The 3171-nt window shown below is 56.1% G+C and carries 4 protein-coding genes; all 4 read left to right on the top strand.

The window, feature by feature from the left end:
* A partial coding sequence (locus IJT02_04450) for a baseplate J/gp47 family protein (GenBank protein ID MBQ7544176.1) occupies nucleotides 1–1004 on the top strand: 1004 nt, incomplete at its 5' end.
* The gene (locus tag IJT02_04445; protein ID MBQ7544175.1) at nucleotides 997–2085 is read left to right on the top strand and encodes a phage tail protein I; all 1089 of its coding nucleotides are present in this window, start codon (nucleotides 997–999) and stop codon (nucleotides 2083–2085) included. The genes IJT02_04450 and IJT02_04445, both read left to right, overlap by 8 nt.
* Nucleotides 2086–2089: 4 nt before the next feature.
* Nucleotides 2090–2701 carry a hypothetical protein gene (locus IJT02_04440; protein MBQ7544174.1) on the top strand — a complete coding sequence of 204 codons (612 nt, stop codon included), beginning with the start codon at nucleotides 2090–2092 and terminating at the stop codon, nucleotides 2699–2701.
* Between the two features lie 11 nt (nucleotides 2702–2712).
* Nucleotides 2713–3171: hypothetical protein (locus tag IJT02_04435; protein ID MBQ7544173.1), on the top strand; the 459-nt coding region annotated here is incomplete at its 3' end.

Here is a 3171-nt window from a genome sequence, read left to right as displayed (position 1 = left end):
TGTTCCTCGAGGCAATAGTCCTTGTGATTATTCAGCAGAGAGCATTAATTGATTACGCGGCCAAGCAGAATTTGCTCGCGTATGCTGACGGCGATTATCTCGACCACATAGGAGCGTTGCTCGAAGTAACGAGGCTCGAGGCCTCCCGCGCAATGACCACGCTGAAGTTCACGCTGTCGGAAGTCCAGCCTTCAGCCGTAATCATTCCCGAAGGTACACGCGCGACTCCCGGCGGCGGGACAATCCTTTTCGCTACGACCGAGAGCGTAGACATTCCCGCAGGAGAGCGCGAGGCCGAAGTTACAGCGCAATGCACCCTCTCAGGAACACAGGGCAACGGCTACGTGCCGGGGCAGATCCGCAAGCTGGTAGACCCTTTCCCGTTCGAGATGACCGTTGAGAACATAACGGAGACCTACGGCGGAAGCGACACCGAAACCGATGAGAATTTCCGCGAACGCATACAGATAGCCCCAGAGAGTTTTTCCGTAGCCGGGCCTACAGGAGCCTATGAGTATTGGGCGAGGTCGGCGCATCAGGGCATTATCGACGTTGCGGTACTCGGTCCGCCCGACACAGAGCCGGGCAACGTGAACATCTACCCTCTAATGACCGACGGAGACCTGCCGACGCAGGAGATACTTGATGCGGTCTACGAGGTCTGCAACGCCGACGACAAACGCCCCGACACAGATTTTGTGCATGTGTTATCGCCTGAGCCTGTAGAGTTCGAGCTGAACGTGAGCTACTGGATAGACAGAAAGCGGGCAACACAGGCTGCGCAAATTCAGCGGGCAGTCGAGGAAGCAGTGAACGCATGGGCATTATGGCAGAGGTCAAAGCTGGGTCGCGACCTGAACCCTTCGGAGCTGAACCACAGAATGGTAGCCGCCGGAGCAAAGCGCACCGAGATTGTTTCGCCGGAGTTTCGGGTATTGACGGCCTCGCAGGTCGCAATAATGACCGCAAAGACTCTCACGTTAGGAGGTCTCGAGGATGGCTAAAGAGATAGAGAGAGTTTCCCTGCTGGACATATCGCCGCCGTCGATAACCGGCGACCAGAACGTCAAGCACTTAATCACATCGATTGACCCTGAACTATTGAGCGTCTCCCAAGACATACGGGAGGCGTTTATTGTTTCTCGGATTAACGAACTGCCGGAGGAAGTGCTCGACCTGCTGGCGTGGCAGTGGCACGTGGATTTCTACGAGCTCGCGCACAGCCTCGAGGCCAAGCGGGAAATGGTGCTGAAGTCGATAGCGTGGCATCGCAAGAAGGGAACGACCAGCGCGATACTTGACGCTCTGGGAATGCTGGGAGTGGAGGCAAGGTTTACTTCATGGCAGGACGAGGGAGCACAGCCCTACACGTTCGCGATAGACGCGAAGCTGACGGGTGATTTCTGGGAGCGTGTGGACTGGACGAACCCGACGCAGACAATCCGTCGGGCAATTCAGGAGAGCAAGGCGGTGCGGTCGTGGATGTCGAAGCTGTATGTGTACATGGAGGCGGCGACACAGCATGAAATTTCGGTGGGGGCTGCGACGGCTCAAGGAACGCGGCACGATATAGCGTTTGTCCCCAAGACGCAGGGCACGGGCAATATGCCTCTCACCGTCGGAACAGGGACACTCCAGAGCCAGAGACACAGTATCGCAATAGTCCAGCATACGCAGGGCACAGCAGAGCTTGACGTAGCCGTCGGCACTGGTACAGCTCAAGGAACGCGCCACGATGTAGCGTTTATCCCCAAGACTAAGGGCACGGGCAGCATGTCCCTCACCTTCGGCGCGGGAACATCGCAAGCCCAGCACCACAACATCGCAATCGTCCAGCGCACACACGGAAGCTCCGGCCTCAACATCAAGGCTGGGGCGGCTACAGCTCAGGGCATTCACCACGATATACCCTCGAAGCAGGAGGCTTCCGGCACTGCGGGACTGGGTGTCAGCGTCGCAACTTGTACCTTCCAGAGGCAGACACACAGCGTGAATATCCGGCAGTCAACTTCCAGCAGAGCGACACATGGCCTCTCTATCGGCGGGGCTGTCGCTTGCGGAATTTTTATCAGCGTAAGGAGGTGATTATATGGCAGAGTTTGGCGGAGTTGAACTCACTGACGCGGGACGCAATATTCTCGCCTCAGCCCTAACAGGAGAACCACTCAAGTTTACGCGGGCTTGTGCGGGAGACGGTTACCTTCCAGAGGGCGCAGACGTTCGCACTATGACGGACATTATCCGCCCTCATCGGGACATGGAGATCGCAAAAATGGATATTCCCCCGTTCATCGGCACAGCGGAAATCATGCTCGTACTCAACAATAAAGACATGACTACGGGCTTCTTCTTGCGTGAGGTCGGGTTGTTCGCTGAAGACCCCAAAACCGGCGAGGAACTCCTTTACGGTTACTGTAACGCCGGAGACAGGGCGGACTACATTCCCGGCTACGGCGGAGCAGATACCATCTACTACCACCTCAACATCACTGCTATCGTCGACCAAGCAGAGAACGTTACGGCGGTATTCTCGGAAAACCCCCTCGCGGTTACCTATCAGCAGCTCGAAGACAAGTCAGAGGAGATTTACCGCGAGATACGCAGGCGCAACGATTCACTGCAACATCAAATCAATTGCCTTGCACAGGCGAGCATCGTCAATTCACTTGAACACATGGGACAAAAACACTGGCAGGGTTAGGAGGTTAATTCATGGCAGGATACAAATGGTACAAGACCGGCTCAGTTGTCGTGCGAAACGGCGACGTTGAGGTTGTCGGCGCAAATACCGGCTGGCTGGTCGATGACATCAAGCAAGGAGATATTTTTTTCGCGGGAGGCCAAATCTACGAGATTGATGAAGTCATAGGCAACACCAGCCTCAAGCTCACCACTCCCTACGAAGGCATAAGCAACGCTGCCGCAGACTATGCAATCATCACCCGCGCGGGAGAAGTCCTACAGGCGGAAATCGCGCTCAAGCTGCAGCAGGCAGTCATCAAAATGAACTCTCAGGACAGCGTTATTACCGCTCTCAAGGAACATTCCCAAGTACTAACAGATTTAGGGCTGTACGTTGACGGCGACGGGGATTTGGCGCAGGGTCAGCCCGGCACAACCGGCGGCTCATCAGCCCCAACGCTGACCTCACTCCCGATAGCCTCGCGCACA

The organism is Synergistaceae bacterium (genome assembly GCA_017450125.1).
GTDB lineage: Bacteria > Synergistota > Synergistia > Synergistales > Aminobacteriaceae > JAFUXM01.
The sequence above is the reverse complement of the archived record's forward strand: the minus strand, read 5'-3'. Positions and strand labels throughout refer to the sequence as shown.